The 17521-nt window shown below is 47.7% G+C and carries 12 protein-coding genes; 9 read left to right on the top strand and 3 right to left on the bottom strand.

The genetic code is table 11. The annotated features are described in order from the left end of the window. The first annotated feature begins 11 nt into the window (after positions 1 to 11). A complete protein-coding gene (locus tag C7475_RS14480) occupies positions 12 to 536 on the top strand; it encodes a ferritin-like domain-containing protein (protein WP_110054616.1) in 525 nt (174 codons plus the stop codon). Between the two features lie 83 nt (positions 537 to 619). On the opposite strand, the gene C7475_RS14475 is transcribed toward C7475_RS14480, so the two are convergent. Both C7475_RS14475 and C7475_RS14470 read right to left on the bottom strand, forming a co-directional pair. Then, positions 620 to 1081, bottom strand: coding sequence for a YbhB/YbcL family Raf kinase inhibitor-like protein (locus C7475_RS14475; RefSeq protein WP_110054111.1), 462 nt, complete (start codon positions 1079 to 1081; stop codon positions 620 to 622). Between the two features lie 117 nt (positions 1082 to 1198). Then, entirely contained in the window at positions 1199 to 1660 is a 462-nt protein-coding gene (locus C7475_RS14470) for an NUDIX domain-containing protein (protein WP_110054110.1), read from the bottom strand. A 122-nt stretch (positions 1661 to 1782) separates the two neighbouring features. Between C7475_RS14470 and C7475_RS14465 the strand changes: the two genes are divergently transcribed. The 7 genes from C7475_RS14465 to C7475_RS14435 all read left to right on the top strand — a co-directional run bounded on the left by C7475_RS14465 (position 1783) and on the right by C7475_RS14435 (position 15335). Continuing rightward, positions 1783 to 3150, top strand: a complete 1368-nt coding sequence (locus tag C7475_RS14465) for a right-handed parallel beta-helix repeat-containing protein (protein ID WP_110054109.1) — start codon at positions 1783 to 1785, stop codon at positions 3148 to 3150. Positions 3151 to 3401: 251 nt separating this feature from the next. Further along, on the top strand, positions 3402 to 4571 hold the full coding sequence (locus tag C7475_RS14460; RefSeq protein WP_110054108.1) for a Gfo/Idh/MocA family protein: 1170 nt from the start codon (positions 3402 to 3404) through the stop codon (positions 4569 to 4571). Between the two features lie 26 nt (positions 4572 to 4597). After that, positions 4598 to 5191, top strand: coding sequence for a phage tail protein (locus tag C7475_RS14455; RefSeq protein WP_110054107.1), 594 nt, complete (start codon positions 4598 to 4600; stop codon positions 5189 to 5191). 9 nt (positions 5192 to 5200) lie between these two features. Further along, positions 5201 to 6364, top strand: coding sequence for an ABC transporter substrate-binding protein (locus C7475_RS14450; protein ID WP_110054106.1), 1164 nt, complete (start codon positions 5201 to 5203; stop codon positions 6362 to 6364). A gap of 11 nt (positions 6365 to 6375) precedes the next feature. Then, positions 6376 to 13152, top strand: a complete 6777-nt coding sequence (locus tag C7475_RS14445; protein ID WP_158286505.1) for an Ig-like domain-containing protein — start codon at positions 6376 to 6378, stop codon at positions 13150 to 13152. Between the two features lie 24 nt (positions 13153 to 13176). After that, on the top strand, positions 13177 to 14100 hold the full coding sequence (locus tag C7475_RS14440) for a PorP/SprF family type IX secretion system membrane protein (protein WP_110054104.1): 924 nt from the start codon (positions 13177 to 13179) through the stop codon (positions 14098 to 14100). 251 nt (positions 14101 to 14351) lie between these two features. Next, a complete protein-coding gene (locus C7475_RS14435; RefSeq protein ID WP_110054103.1) occupies positions 14352 to 15335 on the top strand; it encodes a fatty acid desaturase in 984 nt (327 codons plus the stop codon). A gap of 60 nt (positions 15336 to 15395) precedes the next feature. On the opposite strand, the gene C7475_RS14430 is transcribed toward C7475_RS14435, so the two are convergent. Next, a complete protein-coding gene (locus tag C7475_RS14430; RefSeq protein ID WP_110054102.1) occupies positions 15396 to 17339 on the bottom strand; it encodes a heparinase II/III family protein in 1944 nt (647 codons plus the stop codon). Between the two features lie 38 nt (positions 17340 to 17377). Here C7475_RS14430 and C7475_RS33425 point away from each other — a divergent pair, with 38 nt between their 5' ends. Then, the gene (locus C7475_RS33425; protein ID WP_255412653.1) at positions 17378 to 17509 is read left to right on the top strand and encodes a hypothetical protein; all 132 of its coding nucleotides are present in this window, start codon (positions 17378 to 17380) and stop codon (positions 17507 to 17509) included. Positions 17510 to 17521: the final 12 nt, after the last annotated feature.

Raw genomic sequence — 17521 nt, 5'->3', positions numbered from 1 at the left:
AACCTTGAATTATGCAGATACTATCCAACACTACCGCTAACTCCAAACTGGAGGAGTTCTTCGTTACCATGTTACAGGAAATATACTGGTCAGAACAACACCTGGTAAATGTCCTTTCCACCATGACGGGCGCTGCTACCAATGAAGAGCTGATACAGGCATTCGATATGCACAGGCAGCAAACTGAAGAACATATAAAGATAGTAGAACGTGCATTTGAAATGCTCGGCTTACCGGCACAGGCAGAACCTAGCATGGGCTTACAGGGACTATTCGATGAAGGCTGGCAGGTAATAGACGAAACAGATGAAGGTTCTGCTCAAAGGGACGTAGCACTCATCATTGCCGCACAGAAAGTGGAGCATTATGAAATTGCCTGTTATGGCAGCCTTGTAACACTCGCAAGCACCCTGGGTGAAATTGAAGTGGCCGACATGTTGAGAGCAGTCTTAACGGAAGAAAAGGAAACGGATGCCACACTGACGATCATTGCGGAAAGTAATATTAACGCAAAGGCCAGTGAAGAACCTGCATGACTTGGATAAAATTAAAAGAGGGCTGTACAGGACGGTTTCCCAATCCTGTCAGCCCTTCGTTATTAAAGCATGCATAACGTTATCTATAATCCGTGTTTCTGATAGCGGCCCATCAGCACTCCCTCTGCCAGGATGTGCCCCTGCATGGCCTGTTGCAAAGTAGCCTTATCAGCGCCTACTTCCAGGTCCAGTTCTGTATCCAGCGCAAAGACATGAAAGTAATACCTGTGAAAGCCTGACGGTGGACAAGGACCATAGTAACCCGTTTTGCCTCCCCCGTTCTTTCCGCAGATACCGGGCACCGTGTCTCCGCCAATGAGGTTTGTAGGAGGAATATTCCATACCAGCCAATGATCGAAAGTACCGTTAGGTGCATCCGGATCTTCCATAATGATAGACAGTGTCGCTGCACCAGTGGGTATCTGGTCTATCTGTAACGGCGGATTGACCTCCTCACCTTCGCAGGTATATTTGGAAGGAATAACGCCTTCGTGGTCAAATGCAGTACTTGAGATCTTCAGACTGCCTTTTGTATTGTTTTCCATACCTGTACCCGTCACAAAATCAAGCCAGAACGCGCCGTGTTAAATAGGGAGATAAACACACCTCTGCGGGGGTGAACATGCTACATAAGCAGCCTGGTACTGTGGATGTTGTAGAAACTATTCATCAATGAGTTTTTCAAGTTCATCAATAAAACTGGCTTGCCGCTCATTGATCTTTTCCCGGGCTATGTCTAAGGGGAACCATGCCGCACGGTCGATCTCCGGGAAAGTCTTCATCTTGCCCGAGCGTGGGGGCCATTCCATTTCAAACAGGTTACTGACGATGGTATCGGCGTTCAGTTCTCCCGCTACTGCCCAGCAATGCACCGTTTTATGGCCTTTCTGACGGATGGTTGAAAGCTGGATGAAATCTCCCGAGGGCCGGTAGCCTGTCTCTTCCTCAAACTCCCGGATGGCAGCCTGCAATGGCTCTTCTCCGTCCAGGTATTCCCCTTTGGGAATAGACCAGCTGCCAGCGTCCTTTTTTGCCCAGAAAGGCCCTCCCGGATGCCCTAAAAAGACTTCCAGCTGCCTTGCCTTCTTCCGGTAGAGTAATATGCCAGCACTTTGTTTTGCCATACGTTAAGTTACTACTACAATTCCGGTTCCGGTGACCAATACCGGGACCCATTTGAAGAAATCGCAATTTTTCCCCTCCTGCTGCGTCGTTGCATTAAAAATTGAGCTAACTTGGATATCCCATGATTGTAGCAGCCCTTTTATACTTAGTTGTTGTTAGTTATTCCTCAGATACCAAACTAACCCCAGGCGATAATACGCATATTTCCAGCCTGACAGACACCGTTACGTCCACTGCAAAGGAGTACACCCTGACGGCAGACAGAAACGGAAGACTTGACATTGACAATAGGCGGAACACTTACCGTCCGGGCGATGTCCTTAACCTGAAAGGAAATTTCAAGTCGGTGTCCTTTACCAATATGAACGGCAGTGCGGAAAAACCGATCATCATCCGTAACTATCGTAACACGGTGGTAAAGATCGGTGAGCCAAACTGGAATGGGGGCGGCTATTCAGCGGCCTGTGAATTTTCCAATTGTCATTATATCCGTTTTGGCGGCGAGTCAGACAGGAATATGATCGTCATCAATGGGTCAACACAACAGGCAAGGGAAGCCTATCGCCAGTTGCAGATAGGCAATAAGACGGATAATATTGAAGTATGTTTTCTGACCATTACCAACGGCGGCAATGGCATTGTAGCGAAGACAGACCCTATAAAAGGCGATAAGAGTACAGCCTATCCCAATACGACGATCAACAATTTACTGATACACGACATCACCATTACCGGCGCGAAGAATGAAGCTATGTACATTGGCCATACGGCTACCTACTGGGACCATACCGTCAATCAGCCTTATTACGGATCTCCTTCAAAGTTTACGCCCGGTCATGACTACGTGCAACCTGTTAAATGGAAGAACGTAAAGATCTACAATAACCTGATCAGCAATATCGGCCTGGATGGGATCCAGACGTCTGCCATCGACGGACTGGAGATCTTTAACAACGAAGTGACACATTGGGGCACACAGCGTAATGCGGCACATAACGGAGGGATCCTCATTGGCGGCCGTACTACCAATACGAACACGCACGACAACTATGTGCACGACGGCTGGGGAGAATTCTGCCAGTTCTATGGTTCGGGAGAGAACGGCGCTACCCATATCATCAGCAATAACCTTTTTGCAGATAACCAGGGCGATGGTATCAGTATGAGAGGAACTGAAAATGCCATTGTAAAGATCACTAACAATACCGTTGCCTGTACCAAAGGAAACAGTCTGCGCATAAATGGCTATACCGGTATGAAAGGGAAGCAGATCGTGAGCGGAAATGTATTCATTGCACCCAATGGCGGGACCGGTGCGAATATCAGAAATTACGTCTACGTAGAAGAAGGCGGAGATGCCACTGAAGGCGTTAAAAATGAAGAAAATAAGAAGTTTGAAACCCTGTTAGCCGCCGGCGTGAACCCAGCCGCATATTATCATCCCCGGGAAGGCTCATCCATAGGAGCTGCAGGCTATAGAAGAAAATAGACTGCAAGCGCACTACATATAGTGTTAAATATCTATTAAAAAATTATTTGCTTACTAAAAAAAAGAAGATATATCTTTGCACATATATCACATATTCCATATAATATAGTTTTAACCCTGATCTATTTGAAAACCTACAACGACCGTAAACGTAATATCTGTCTTATTTAGAGGGGACGTATTTTTTCAATCTGTTTTTTGGAACCTATTTTATTGTTTTTCATCGAAACCTAACGTAGGAATAATTCCTTATGCATACAACCAGCAGAAGGCATTTCTTGAAGAATGCCGCTATTTTATCCCCCGTACTTACCTTTCTGCCGTCTTACCTGACCGCAGGAAAAGGTTCTCGTCTACGCATTGGTTTCATTGGTACTGGATTGTGGGGACAACAGTATCTGGACCAGGCACTCCAAAGTAAAAATGTGGATGTAAGAGCAATCAGCGACACCGATCCCAAAGCCATCCGTCAGAGCCTTCAGTTATTCAGCAAAGCAGGCTACAGCCGTCCGGACATTTATGAGGACACTTACGAGACTTTACTTTCCCGTAAAGACATTGACGCCGTTATCATTGCAACACCCTGGGAGCAACACTACACCATTGCCAAAGCAGCGATGCTGGCGGGTAAACATGTTGCCTGCGGTGCCATAATGGGCGCTACACTGGAAGAGCACATGGACATTGTGCGCATCAGTGAGCAAACGGGCCGTCAGTATTTTACGCTGGACGAGTACAGTTATCGCCGTGACCTCCTGGCCGTAACGAACATGGCGAAGGAAGGTGTTTTTGGTGAACTGACATCAATTCGGGCTGGAGCACGCCATGATGTATTGCCGGCCGCACACGATGACAAGGCGACCTCTTATCCTGTATATCCGGCAGCTGCGGCAGCCAGGATGTTGGGAGTGAAAAAGGGTAACACCTTTGTATCACTGCGTGTGGTAAAAGAAAAACAGCAGTACGTGATCAACAAACCGCGTTCTGAAAAAGGACCTGCGCGACTGGTCTTTACCTCCGGTGATGTTCAGACAATTGAACTGACCACACAACAGGGGCAAACCCTATCGCTCCAGATGGATGCAGGACAAGATCGCCCTGCCTCTACTGGTTTCCAGGTTACTGGCAGCCAGGGTACCTGGATGGACCTTATCAACTCCATTTACCTGAAAGATCAGAGTCCGGCTAACCAGATATGGGAGGCAGGCAAACCGCATATAGAGCAGTATGCAGAAGATGGCGACGGCTATGCACTGGCGTTACATGAATTCGTAAACAGTGTACAGCAGCCTGTTAAAGGTGAGTTACCGGTTTATGCAGCTGCAGCCAACAGTTTGATAGGCCCTATGGCAACCCTGTCGGCACAACGTGGAGGGGCGACCGTCCAATTCCCGGAGTTTAGGAATAACCCGATTATATAAATTAAACACACTTAAAATTTGGATCAATGGAACCGTATTTAGCAATGATCATTCTTTTTGGAGGAAATTTTGCAATAAGAGGATGGGCTTTTTGTATGGGACAAATTTTGAGCATCGCTCAAAACACTGCCCTGTTTTCCCTTTTAGGTACAACCTATGGCGGTAACGGCCAGACTACGTTTGCCTTACCTGACCTGAGAGGCCGTATGCCGATCGGTACCGGACAAGGTCCCGGATTACCTAATGTTGACCTGGGCCAGATAGGCGGTACACCTAGCACCACCCTGCTGATCACCAACATGCCTGCGCATAATCACACAGGTACAATTGCATCAGCTTCCGTAGCGCAAGCCGCTACCGCAGCTCTTGGTTCTACTGCCATGCCTGGCCCTACCGTGGTGCCTGCGCAGCTGCCAACCCAGGGCGGCGGTCCGAGTGCACAGCCACTTAAAGGATATGGAGTTCCGGACAACACGACCTTCCTGGCGCCTACTACTAACGTAACCGGTACAGTAAACGTTGGTATTGCAGGTGGCAGCCAGCCATTCAGCATTATGAACCCATACCTCGGTGTGAGCTATCTCATCGCCACTGCAGGTATTTTCCCTAGCCGTAACTAAAAAACTTATATGCAATCAGCGCTTTCTATTGGGTTCCTAACTCCTTATTCCGGTGTATATCCTGCTTATTCTGCCCACCTGGTAACAGGCTGGCTGCTGGGCATGGGTTTAGATCCCGTAAGGCAAAGAACAGTGCAGTTTACATCAGAATATACCCACATGGGAAGCGCTGATGCTTCTGTTACTGCTGCCCGCAAGCTCCTTTTCTTTAATAATGTCGATATACTGTCTGGTCTTATAAGTTACCAGGTAGCCCCCGACATTGTCCCCCTGGTGGAGAATACGAAAAGGCCCGCCTTCTTCTTTGATATGGGTGAATATATTCCTCATTTCTCTTACCTCAGTCCAGATGTATTTTATGCATCACATCAGCTGTGGCAATCACAGTATGCATTCGGTAAATGGGCGCAGGGGTATTTTGGGAATGGAGGTCATATGGTCATGCCTGTTTATGAAGCTGGTTACCACCTGCATAGCGCCTTTAAAGAAGGCGTGACAGCAGCAGGCAGCACACAGATAAGTATGACGGTATTACCATTCGATAAAAATGATCCGAAAAGAATGGAGCTGGACGAACTCTTTACAAAACTCGCCAAAGATCCCCCACCGTATGTACATGCCATCTTCGCTGGCAGCATGGGTACTCAGTTTCTTGAAAAATGGATATTAAGCGGTTTTCATAAAAAGATCCCATTGCTGATCAATGAAACGATGGCTTACGATGACATATTGGAAGACATTAAACACATTGACCTGGAAATCTACACGTCCATGATGTGGATGCGTGAAGACCAGAATAAAGCAAACCAGCAATTTGTAAAGAAGTTCGAAAGCATAGCACAGCAACCTGCTAATATTTACGCGCTCATGGGATATGAAGCCGGATTAATGTGGCGGGAATTGTTACCGTATGCCAAAAAGAAGGACTGGGACGCAGTAAAGCAACAACTCCGCACTGGTGTGATAGATGGCCCCAGAGGACAAAAAAACTTTTACCCCGCTTCAGGATTTGCCCTGCCTTCAGCCAACATTCTCAAGATCAGTACAACTGGTAATAAAATAAACAAAATTATTCTTGATCAGGGGTCAGGAATGCGCTATGATGCGAAAGAATTTGAGGTGATTCACAATGAATCCGCGTCCGGATGGCAAAACCCTTTTCTCTGCATTTAACAAGTATCATCATGAATGACACATTTACCCAACGTATCAGCAGGATCTTGCTGATATTTTTCTTTATGCTTGCCGGCTTTAATGGCTTTGCGCAGTATACGAAGACAAGCCTGGCAACGGGCGGCTTCTATAGCGCCATGACCAGAGATAATGCCGGTAACCTCTTCGTTGTGAGCTTCAATAACACAAGTAGCAAGTACGAAGTGGTCAAGTATACAAATGGCGTGGCACCAGGACAGGTACTCTACGCCAATCTTCCTAACTTGAGCGGCAATAATATTTACTCGTGGGGGCTCGCGGTCAACGAACTCGGAGACATATTTGTCACCGTTCCTGACCTTGACCCCGCAATTGGCTGGAGCATAATTAAACTCGCAGCCCCCGCTTACACCACCCCGACTACAATTCACACTGGCAATTATTATTCAGCGCTGGCAGTTGACAACAGTAACAACCTGCTGGCAATGGAATATAATTCCGGCACCAAGACCTACCAACTGGTGCGCTATCCTTTCGGAGCAGAGCAACTATCCGGCACCGTTGTTTGGAATGGCTTCAATCACCCTGTTGATGGAGACGGCGACCTCGCTACGCCGGCTACTTATCCGACCAATATTGTCGTTGACTCACATGACAATATTTATCTTACAGACTTTCACGAGAACAGTGGTGGACGTATCGTTAAATTGACTGCACCGGGTTTTGGCGCCTCACAACTGGCCGCCGGCAGGTCGTTTTCATCGCTGGCTGTAGACGACAACGATAATTTCTATACAGCTGAAGCAAGCAGCGATCCTGACAAATTTCAGGTGGTAAAATATACCGACCTGACACAATCGGGCATTCCGCTATACACAGAGCTTCACCGTCTCCAGACTATCACCTATTTCTATCCCTGGGGTATTGCTGTAATGCCGAATGGTAACATCTTTGCCAACGACGGTGAAAACGGCGGAGAAATAGTTAAACTGGCCCCTCCTACCATCAACGTCACCGGCGTCGTAGCTGCCAGCGCGAACCCTACCCCTGCAAGCACTGTCATTTATAACGTTAACTTTAGCGGTTCGGCTACTAACGTAACTCCCGCCTCCTTCACTCTTACAACTACAGGCGTTACCGGCGCCTCCATTGTACAGATAACCGGTAGCGGTACTCTCTACAATGTGGTCGTTAATACTGGTACCGGTACTGCGGGCACTGTCAGACTGGATGTCAACGGAACTGGCATCTCTCCTGTCGTCGCCAATGCGCCGTATACATCTGGTGCTACATACAATATCGATAGAGTTTCGCCTACAGGGTCAATTACGATCAACAGTGGCGCCGCTTATACCAACTCCACCAACGTGACATTGAACCTGACGGCTAATGATGCCAGCACGCCGATACAAATGGCCTTTGCCGTTGACGGCGGCGCGTTCGGTGCTTATGAGCCATTTACAGCAAGCAAGGCCTTCACGTTACCTGCGGGCGATGGTTACAAACAGGTGGACTACAGATTAAGGGATGCTGCCGGCAACGTTACAAGTGGCTATTTCGATGGCATCACTTTAGACCAGACAGCGCCTAATACGACAATCGGCGCCACCCGTCCTTCGGATCCAAGTGCTTCCAGAGATGCGACCTTTACGTTCACTGCCAATGAAGTGAATTGTACCTTCCGCGGATCTCTGGATGGTGGACCATTTAATCTGATTACCTCCCCGCAAACATATACCGGACTGGCAGATGGACCACATACCTTCCAGGTACGGGCAATCGACCAGGCTGGAAATGTCGATGCCAGCCCTGACGGTTATCTGTGGATCATTGATGCGACCGGACCTCAGATCACCAGCGTAGGCGTTCCTGCAAACGAATACTACCACGCAGGTCAGAATCTCGATTTCAAAGTAAGATATAATGAACCTGCAATTGTGAATGATGCTGCAGGTAAACCATACATCAATATCATCATAGGTCTTGATGCCGTACAGGTACCTTACCTCAACGGTTCTGGTACTACTGAATTAACATTCCGCTATACCGTACAGCAGGGTGAAATGGACATGAACGGTATTACCGTACAGCCACTGGTACAGAACAATAGCGGTACCATCAAAGATGCCCTTGGTAACGATGCGTCAACTACATTACAGAACGTAGACCCTACCACCCTTGTACGGATAAATACATCCATCCCGTCTGTAACATTGTCTTTTGTTCCTCCTACAACAATGCCTACTAATGCACCATTTACAGTACGCGCTGTATTCAGTGAAGCAGTAAGCGGTCTCTCTGAGAGTGATTTCAACGTGTTGAATACGACTGTAAGTTCACTGTCAACAAGTGACAATACCACTTACGAAGTATTAATGACACCATCCAGCGATGGTACAAGGACGATCAGTCTTCCTAGCGGTATTGCCGAGAATATTGGTCATAATCCGAACACGCCGTCCAATACGCTGACCTATACTTATGATGCCACAGCTCCTACTGTCTCATCAGTAGTAGTACCGGCACCGAAGTATTACAAGGCAGGCGAAACAATGACCTTCACTGTTAATTTCAGTGAGGATATTGTAGTTGACCGTACAGGTGGTTCACCGGCACTTCGTATTACTCTGGCCAGTGGAACTGTTGATGCCGATTATGTAAGTGAAACAAGCAACAGTATCACGTTCAGCTACACCGTAGTGAATGGTGATATGGACATGGACGGTATCGCAGTAACTGCGTTGATACCAAACGGCGCCACTATCCGTGATGCTGCTACCAACAATGCTAATGTTACACTGAACGGTGTACCATCTACCACGAACGTACGTGTGAATACATCACATCCGTCCACATCAATCACGAGCACTGCTCCTGCTATCGTAAATGCGCCATTTAATGCGACTATCAACTTCAGTGAGTCAGTAACCAACTTTGCTCCTACTGATGTAACGGTTTCCAACGGTGTTGTTCAAGGCTTCACGCAGATCACCGGTTCTACGTATCTCATCCAGATTGCACCAGGTATAGACGGCATAGTAACGGTAAAGGTTGATCCTGATGTAGCACAGAATATCGGCGACAATGGCAACAGTGCGTCTAATATACTCAGCCGCATTTATGACATCGCACCACCTGCTGTAACTGCTGTGAACGTACCTGCTAATGGTTACTACAAAGCCGGTCAGGTAATGAACTTCACCATTCGTTTCAGTGAAGGCATCACACTGAATACAACAAACGGTACTCCTTCTCTCAGCTTCCTTATCGGCACTACGCTGGTACAAACTACTTTCTCCGGTCTTAACGGTACAGATGGACTGAACTTCAGCTACACTGTAGTAAACGGCGAGATGGATATGGACGGTATCGAAGTAGGCGACCTGACACTGAATAACGCTACCATCGTAGATGTCGCCGATAACGCGGCCCTGCTGGACCTCCATGGTGTTGATAACACAACTGGCGTATTTGTTAATACACAACATCCGTCAGTAGTACTGACTACTTCAGCTCCGGCGATAGTTAATGCACCGTTCACTGTGAATGTTAATTTCAGCGAGTCAGTAACTGGCTTTAATGAAGGCGATCTCACCGTTACAAATGGTACGGCTGGCTCACTCGCAGGCAGCAATGGCGCCTATACCGTATTGATCTCTCCTTCAAGCAACGGTCAGGTAACGATCACCCTGCCGCCTGATGCAGCTGTCAACATTGGCGACAACGGTAATACGGGCTCCAATACCCTGAACCTCACATATGATGGGACCGCTCCTGCTGTTACATCAGTAGCAGTTCCGCCTAACGAATACTACAATGCAGGTGCTACGCTCGACTTCATCGTTCGTTTTAATGAAGATCTGATCATTAATACCACCGGCGGCAATCCAACGCTGGAACTCAACATAGGCGGTACAACTGTAAATGCTTCCTATACCGGTACTAACGGTACAAATGGCCTGAACTTCAGCTACATTGTACTGAACGGTCAGATGGATATGGACGGCATCCAGGTTGTTGCCCTCAATGCAAATGGCAGCACTATCAGAGATGCAGCAACCAACAATGCAAACCTGACACTGAATAATGTTGGTAATACGACAATGGTAAGAGTGAACACCACTCACCCGACAGTATCAATAAGCACACCGTCTGCAGCGAACGTAAACACGCCGTTCACCGTTAACATCGACTTCAGCGAAAACGTGACCGGCTTTACCAGCGCTGATATTACTGTTACAAATGCGACAGTAAGTCCCGTAACAGTGATCGACAACGCTCACTTCTCTGTAATAGTCGTTCCACAGGGAGAAGGTCAGGTAACCGTGAACGTCCCTGCTGATGTAGCAGAAAACATCGGCCACAATGGTAATACTACATCCAATACATTAAATATCACTTACGATATCACTAAACCAAAAGTGGCATCCGTGTCTGTACCAGCGCCTAAATATTACAATGCAGGCCAGGTATTGAACTTTGTTGTCCATTACAATGAGGATGTTATCATCAACCTTACTGGCGGCACTCCTTACGTTTCAGTCGAAGTTGGTTCTACATTGGTAAATGCAATGTATGACGCCGTAGCGTCAACCACCAGAGACCTGCACTTTAACTATACAGTAGTGAATGGCGATGAGGATATGGATGGTATTATTATAGGCACACTGGAATTGAATGGCAGTACAATGAAAGATGCTGCAAATAACGATGCAGATCTGACACTGTACAACACCGACAATACCTCTGCTGTAAGAGTGAACACGACCAGTCCGACAGCTACATTGTCTTCTACTGCCAATACACTGATCAACGCACCGTTCACCGTAACAGCGACCTTCAGTGAACCAGTAACAGTACTGACCGAAAGTGATTTCTCTGTCACCAACGGTACAGTTTCCGGTTTGAATAATACAGCCAATACCACTTACACAGTAACTGTAACGCCAGATCTGGATGGTCCTGTAACTATACAGATGCCAGCTAATGCGGCTGTAAACGTTGGTGGTAACGCTAACACTCCTTCTAATACGCTGAACTTCACTTACGATGGCACTAAGCCTTCTGTAAATTCAGTATTCGTACCGGTTAACGGTTACTATAAACAAGGTGATGTACTGAACTTCATTGTATTCTTCAATGAAAACATCAACCTCAATACCGCTGGCGGTGCTCCTTATCTTAATGTTAATCTCACCAGTGGTACTGTACAAGCTGCATACACTATCGCTACCGCGAACAGCCTGTCCTTCAGCTACACAGTACAACCTGGTGACATGGACCTGAACGGCATCCAACTGGGCACAGCGCTCGTTCTGAACGGTGCTACCATTAAAGATGACGCTACCAACGACGCTGACCTTGCACTCAGCAATGTGGGCAATATGACGCAGGTATTTGTACACACAGGTTCTCCTTCCGTACAGTTATCTACTGGTGCTGCAACGCGTGTGAACGCACCATTCACGGTGACCATCGTCTTCAATGAAGAAGTAAACGGCCTTGCAGCCGGTGACTTTACCCTCACCAATGCAACAGCCGGTACACTGTCTACAACAGACAATATCACTTATACGCTCGTAGTTACACCAACTGCAGATGGCGCTGTAACCATTCAGCTGCCAGCTAACCAGGCACAGAATGTTGTATTTAACGACAATACTGCTTCCAACACACTGAGTGTAACTTACGATGCAACTGCTCCGGTTATTGACGGCGGCCTGTCATTCGATGTCCTGGAGAGAAGCGCAGTAGGTACATTGGTCGGTAAAGCAACTGCTACCGATGCATCAGGTATCTTCCAGAACTGGGCTATTGCATCTGATGATTCCAACGGCGCCTTCTCAATAGACGCTAATGGTAACATCACTGTGGCTGATCAGGCGAAACTGAACGCCAAAGTAGGCACGACGGTTAACCTGACCGTTACTGTGAGCGACGGATTGAACACCAGCGTTGCTACACCGGTAACTATCGCTGTGAAACTGGTGAACCAGTCGCCAACCCTCGATGCGATCGACAATGAAACTGTTTGTCCTGGTACAGAACATACCATCCAGCTGACAGGTGCATCTGCGGTTGAACCGGGTCAGACTTACAGCTTCAACATCATCACAAACAATGCATCCAGCTTCGATAAGCTGAGCGTAAGCACAACAGGCCTGGTAACTTACCAGCTGAAACCAGGTGCAACCGGAACATCTACAGTAACAGTTACCATTAAGGATAATGGTGGTATTGCAAATGGTGGTACGGATACATTACGCCGCAGCTTCAGCATTGAAGTAGCAACATTGGGTGCAGTAACCATCACGAGCGATAAAGGCACAAGCATCTCCAAAGGCGATGTTGTACACCTCACCGCAACAGGCGGTACTATCTACCAGTGGGATAATGCAGACGGTATCATCAGTGGTCAGCAGACCGCGGTACTGGAAGCAAGACCAATGGAGAATACGACCTATCATGTTACTGTAAGCAATGCAGCCGGCTGTAGCAACACTGCTGATTTCACGATCTCAGTAGTTGCAGACTTCAAGGTTGATGCAACAAACCTCCTCACACCGAACGGAGACGGTAAGAATGATAAATGGGTGATCCGTAACCTGGACGCTTATCCGGATAATGAAATACAGATCTTCGACCGTGCAGGCCGCCTGGTATATACCCGCAGGAATTATAGCAATGACTGGGATGGTACTATGAATGGCAGTCCGCTGGGAGAAGGTACTTACTATTACATCTTGAAGATCCAGGGCGGAGCTAAAACAGCGAAAGGTTATATCACGATCATCAGAGACAGAAATTAACCTAACCGGTAATAACTATTTATTATGAGTTACAAATCTTATATACGTTCCTTTATTGTCAGCAGCCTCTTTTTGGCTGCTGGCATAAACAAGGCAGGCGCTCAGTCCCTCAGTAATGCACAGGCGCTGCTGGAACCATCGGGTACACAATATTTTCAAAACCAGTACCTGGCTAATCCTGCTATGGCAGGGTTCGAAAAAGGCCTGCACCTGAATGCGGCCTACCGCCATCAATGGGGTGGCATTGAAGGTTCTCCGACCACAAAGTTCTTCTCTGCCGACGGTGCAGTGGGGAACAGAGTAGGCGCCGGTCTGCACCTCTTCAATGACGTTGCGGGTCTCATCAACAGAACACGTGTTGCGCTGACCTATGCTTATCATCTGCCGCTTACCAATCCTGATCAGCAGCTGCACTTCGGTCTGTCGCTGGCCTGGAACGTACAGCGAATCGATTATAAGAACCTGGACGGCGATATCAACGACCCTTCCATAGGCGCCTTCAACCGCCGCGACAATTACTTTGAAGCGGAATACGGTATGGCATATACAGATACCAGGCTGAATATCCAGGCATCCATCCCGAACGTCAGAAGCCTCTTCACAGGCGATAACAAGGGCGTAGACGGTGGTGGCATCTTCTTTACGGCAGCTTCCTACAGGTTTGCTGTAAATGAATCGATCAGCTCCATCGAACCGAAGGTATGCTACCGTGGTGTTCGCGGTTACGACAATATCCTCGATATGGGCGTTAACGTCTCTATCCTGAATGATGTTGCCAACGTAATGGCCATGTACCATACTTCAAAGAGCGTAACAGCCGGTATTGGCGTTAATATCCTGAAAACGGTGGGCATACAGGCCATGTATACCTCCCAGACAGGTGGGATCAAGACCTATGTTGACGGCACCTACGAAATAGGCGCTACCGTCAACCTCTTCAACAAGTAGGAAGTAAGATTGAAATAAAATAAGAGCCTGCCTGGTCACTTCCCGGGCAGGCTCTTTTTATTATGACCAGTGTCATCGGGTCATATTTATAAAAAAGTCTTAATTTTATCGGATGGAATGGAGAATCTATACCTTTTCTAAAATATTTTCACCAATTTGTAGATTATCAGGTAATTAGTATGCGAACGAAGTAAGGGGAAATCCCGGGGAAATGCTATGAAGCCTTTAAAAAAAGATTTAGACTGAAAAATATGAGTAACAAACCGACTGACTTCACGTGGAGTAATGAGCCGAACCCACACCATGTTAGAGTAAGACAGATCCTGAAACAACATCCTGAAGTAAAGGAGCTTATAGGGAAAAACCCCTATACAATCTATATGATCATCGGCCTGGTAGCTGCGCAGGTTGGTATTTCTGTATTGTTACGTGACGCTTCCTGGTGGCTGATCTTCCTGGTAGCTTACGGTGTAGGGGCTTTCATCAGCCATGCATTGTGGGTAATGATCCATGAGACCGCCCACGGTCTTATCTTCAAAGGTAAGGCACCGAACCTGTTTGCAGGCATGATCGCAAACTGGCCTCATATTTTCCCCAGCTCTGTTTCTTTCCAGCGCTATCACCTGAAGCACCATGCCCATCAGGGAGAGCATGACCTGGATGCTGACCTGCCGGATTTCTGGGAGGCTGCCCTTGTAAGTAACAATCCAGTTAAGAAGGCACTGTGGTTCCTTTTCTTCCCTGTTTTCCAGATCTGTCGTACCGCAAGGCTGAACATCGACCTGCTGGACCGCTGGATCGTGGTGAACTGGATCGTACAGATCGCATTTGACGTGGCAATTGTGGCCATCTTCGGTCCTAAAGCCCTGTTGTATATGCTGATCAGCTTCTTCTTCTCAGTTGGCCTGCACCCATTGGGCGCCCGCTGGATCCAGGAGCACTACCTGACCCTGGACCCGATCCAGGAGACCTACAGTTATTATGGTCCGCTGAATACAGTGGCTTTTAACGTAGGATATCACAATGAACACCATGACTTCCCATCCATTCCATGGAATAAATTGCCACAGATCAAAAGTAAAGCACCTGCTTTCTATGATTCCCTGATCTCGCATATGTCATGGACAAAACTGTTCTTCACCTTTATCTTCGACCCTAAACTGTCACTGTACTCCCGCGTATTAAGAAAGGAGAAGGTGAAGATTGCGAAGGAAAGTGAAACAGCAGCAGCTTAAAAACTGATTTCCAGATAGATATAAGAAAGACGGTCCTTAACAGGCCGTCTTTTTTGTTCTTTATAACTGTCTGATGATGAATGCATGACTGCCACTTGTCTCCCTTCCCTTCCGTTGCAATAAGAGGCGGGTAATAGACCGGCGGGACCAGTTATCCGCCAGCCGCTTCTCATCCGGATCATTACAGTCTACCAGTTCCTTTTTGACATTCCAGGTCCCGGCATCATACTCCAGCACTACCGGCCGCTCGCCCGGGATATTGAACCGGATAAGGCCCTGCTGCAGCTCAACCGGGCACACTGTCATAAAGGTCTGTGTCAGCTCCTTACCTCCTGCTGTCAGGGCAAAATCATCTGTAACGGTCACCCTGTTCTGAAGCCGGTCCAGTTTCACTTCCCGTTTCCACTGACTAACACCGGCCTCCGGTGGATAAGCGCCTGCAATGTCCATATGTAATGTAGCGCTGTTGGCATCCTTATGGTATTGTACGTCCCTGGCGCCGAATTTCCGGCCTGCCATCTGCTGCACGCCATTGATAGTAGGCAGGTTATGATAAGCGGAACTATTGTACCACAGCTGATATCTCTCCTTCGAAAAGGTTTTGGCCGTATAGGTACCCAGGCCTACATCTATAATAACCGGTTGTCCAGATGCATATACGATAAAATCACCGACATCATTGTGGTTATGGCTTTCTCCATTATGACCGCCATGCGTAGCTACGAATAATCCTTTGCTTGTCCTGGCCGCCATTAACTGGATACTTTCCAGCCACACATCCGGAATAGCGGGATCTACTCCACGGCTATTGGAACAGTCAGCCCATACTTTCATATTGAAAAGCATACGGGGCTTGGCAAAATCTCCCGAAATAGGTGTATATACCGGATAGCGGTGAAAAGCCCAGGCCCCGAAGCTGGTCATGGTCGTATCTTTTAGTGCCTGTCCCATCCGGTAAAGCAGCAGCCCGTCTGTACTGATCACGGGCGAAGCGTCGGCCACATTGATATAATAGCTGCCGGCAATGTGCGTCTTGTAGATATAGGCGGCCATATTGCTTATTACCGGTGCATCATAGATCTTCAGTTTACCAGAAGTCGCGCTTTCCAGTACCGTAAGGGCATCAAAGACCCTTCCCGCAGCTCCGGACCAGTAAACGGGTCCTTCATCTATAGCGCCGTCATCGCCAATGAAGTTAATATAATGGTCCAGCAGGTGCAGTGCATGTTCCAGTTCACCAATACGCCGCTGGGGATCTTTTTCCAGTAACAGCAAACTGGTCATCCAGTTGCTGATCACCCAGGGGTTCCAGTTATTGATAGGATATTCCTTTGTACCCTTCTTCAGATAGAAATAGCGGTCGCTGTCTTTCTCCAGTGGCGTCAGCATTCTTCTGTTCACCTCATAGTAAATGCGTTTACGCAGCAGCCGGGAATACTTATCCAGGCGGTCGCCCAGCAGGTAATCCGTCAGGGCGAGCACGGTAGCTGTTTCGCTCACGAAGAGGTCTACAGATGGATCTTCCACATCAACCAGGTCTATTCCCGCTTTCTGGAGATACAGATGCCCCGGCGCTCCCCAGTAACTTTCTTCACACAAAGACCAGATCCCGTTGATAACAGCGTTCAGGAAACGGCCTTTCTGCTCGATGGACTCAGCCACTGCCATTGTAAACAACTGATCTCGTTTTCTAAAGGATATCTCTTCATAACGTGAACGGTCACCGTTTTTTTGGTATTCCATCATCATTGTAGCTGGAATGGCTACAAAGGGGATCTTCAGGTAGCTTTCCGCCTGTCTTATAATACTCTGGCGAACAGAGTCCGGCAGCGTATTCTGCCATGCGGCGGCACATTGCGGAAAAGGATACCATTCACCGGGAGCCAGCAAGGCCGCGGCGATTTCCTGACGGGTAAACCGGCTTAACAGGTTACGGGGCGTTGACTGTGCTGTTAACTGACCAGACAATGATATGAACAGCAACAGGGATAAAATATACTTCATTGAGTGATTGCTGATTTAAGACCTACAGGGGTATTAATATGTCAAATATAAGCTTTGCGCTCGCCATTTATACGCTTAGCAACAGCTCGTCCTTTCTGAACGACAGGAACCGCCTGTTTACCGATTCTGCCGGAAACAATGACGTCTGCGCAGGTAACTTCGTATCGTAATCTCAAAGAAAC

The organism is Chitinophaga sp. S165 (genome assembly GCF_003182155.1).
In the GTDB taxonomy this organism is placed as follows: domain Bacteria; phylum Bacteroidota; class Bacteroidia; order Chitinophagales; family Chitinophagaceae; genus Chitinophaga.
Note: the sequence above shows the minus strand (reverse complement) of the source record. Positions and strands in the feature narration are given on the sequence as shown.

Excerpts from the sequence above, each read along its gene's own strand:
- C7475_RS14480 (WP_110054616.1), top strand. The coding sequence starts at position 12 with ATGCAGATACTATCCAACACTACCGCTAACTCCAAACTGGAGGAGTTC.
- C7475_RS14475 (WP_110054111.1), bottom strand. The coding sequence starts at position 1,081 with ATGGAAAACAATACAAAAGGCAGTCTGAAGATCTCAAGTACTGCATTT.
- C7475_RS14470 (WP_110054110.1), bottom strand. The coding sequence starts at position 1,660 with ATGGCAAAACAAAGTGCTGGCATATTACTCTACCGGAAGAAGGCAAGG.
- C7475_RS14465 (WP_110054109.1), top strand. The coding sequence starts at position 1,783 with ATGATTGTAGCAGCCCTTTTATACTTAGTTGTTGTTAGTTATTCCTCA.
- C7475_RS14460 (WP_110054108.1), top strand. The coding sequence starts at position 3,402 with ATGCATACAACCAGCAGAAGGCATTTCTTGAAGAATGCCGCTATTTTA.
- C7475_RS14455 (WP_110054107.1), top strand. The coding sequence starts at position 4,598 with ATGGAACCGTATTTAGCAATGATCATTCTTTTTGGAGGAAATTTTGCA.
- C7475_RS14450 (WP_110054106.1), top strand. The coding sequence starts at position 5,201 with ATGCAATCAGCGCTTTCTATTGGGTTCCTAACTCCTTATTCCGGTGTA.
- C7475_RS14445 (WP_158286505.1), top strand. The coding sequence starts at position 6,376 with ATGAATGACACATTTACCCAACGTATCAGCAGGATCTTGCTGATATTT.
- C7475_RS14440 (WP_110054104.1), top strand. The coding sequence starts at position 13,177 with ATGAGTTACAAATCTTATATACGTTCCTTTATTGTCAGCAGCCTCTTT.
- C7475_RS14435 (WP_110054103.1), top strand. The coding sequence starts at position 14,352 with ATGAGTAACAAACCGACTGACTTCACGTGGAGTAATGAGCCGAACCCA.
- C7475_RS14430 (WP_110054102.1), bottom strand. The coding sequence starts at position 17,339 with ATGAAGTATATTTTATCCCTGTTGCTGTTCATATCATTGTCTGGTCAG.
- C7475_RS33425 (WP_255412653.1), top strand. The coding sequence starts at position 17,378 with ATGTCAAATATAAGCTTTGCGCTCGCCATTTATACGCTTAGCAACAGC.